We start from the raw sequence: 210 nt of genomic DNA, 5'->3' as shown, positions 1-210 counted from the left end.
ACGCGGTGGCCGACCGCACCGCCTCGGCGACCCACGCCGCGGTGGAGGTCGCCCGGTCCGGCACCGGCAGCCCGTGCCGGGCCTGGACGGTGTGCGGCGGCGCGCCGGCCGAGGCGGCGCCGACGGGCGCGACGAGCGCGACGCCGCAGGCGGCGAGCACCACGGTGCGCAGCACCCGCGGCACGCCCCGGCCGACGGTCTCGACGGCAC

The 210-nt window shown here is 82.9% G+C and carries 1 protein-coding gene; it reads right to left on the bottom strand.

Annotation, left to right across the window (positions count from 1 at the left end; all coding sequences use genetic code 11):
• Positions 1–210: hypothetical protein (locus QWY29_RS20880; RefSeq protein WP_300963118.1), on the bottom strand; the 210-nt coding region annotated here is incomplete at both ends.

This window comes from Nocardioides abyssi (genome assembly GCF_030412915.1).
Lineage (GTDB): Bacteria > Actinomycetota > Actinomycetes > Propionibacteriales > Nocardioidaceae > Nocardioides > Nocardioides abyssi.
Note: the sequence above shows the minus strand (reverse complement) of the source record. Positions and strands in the feature narration are given on the sequence as shown.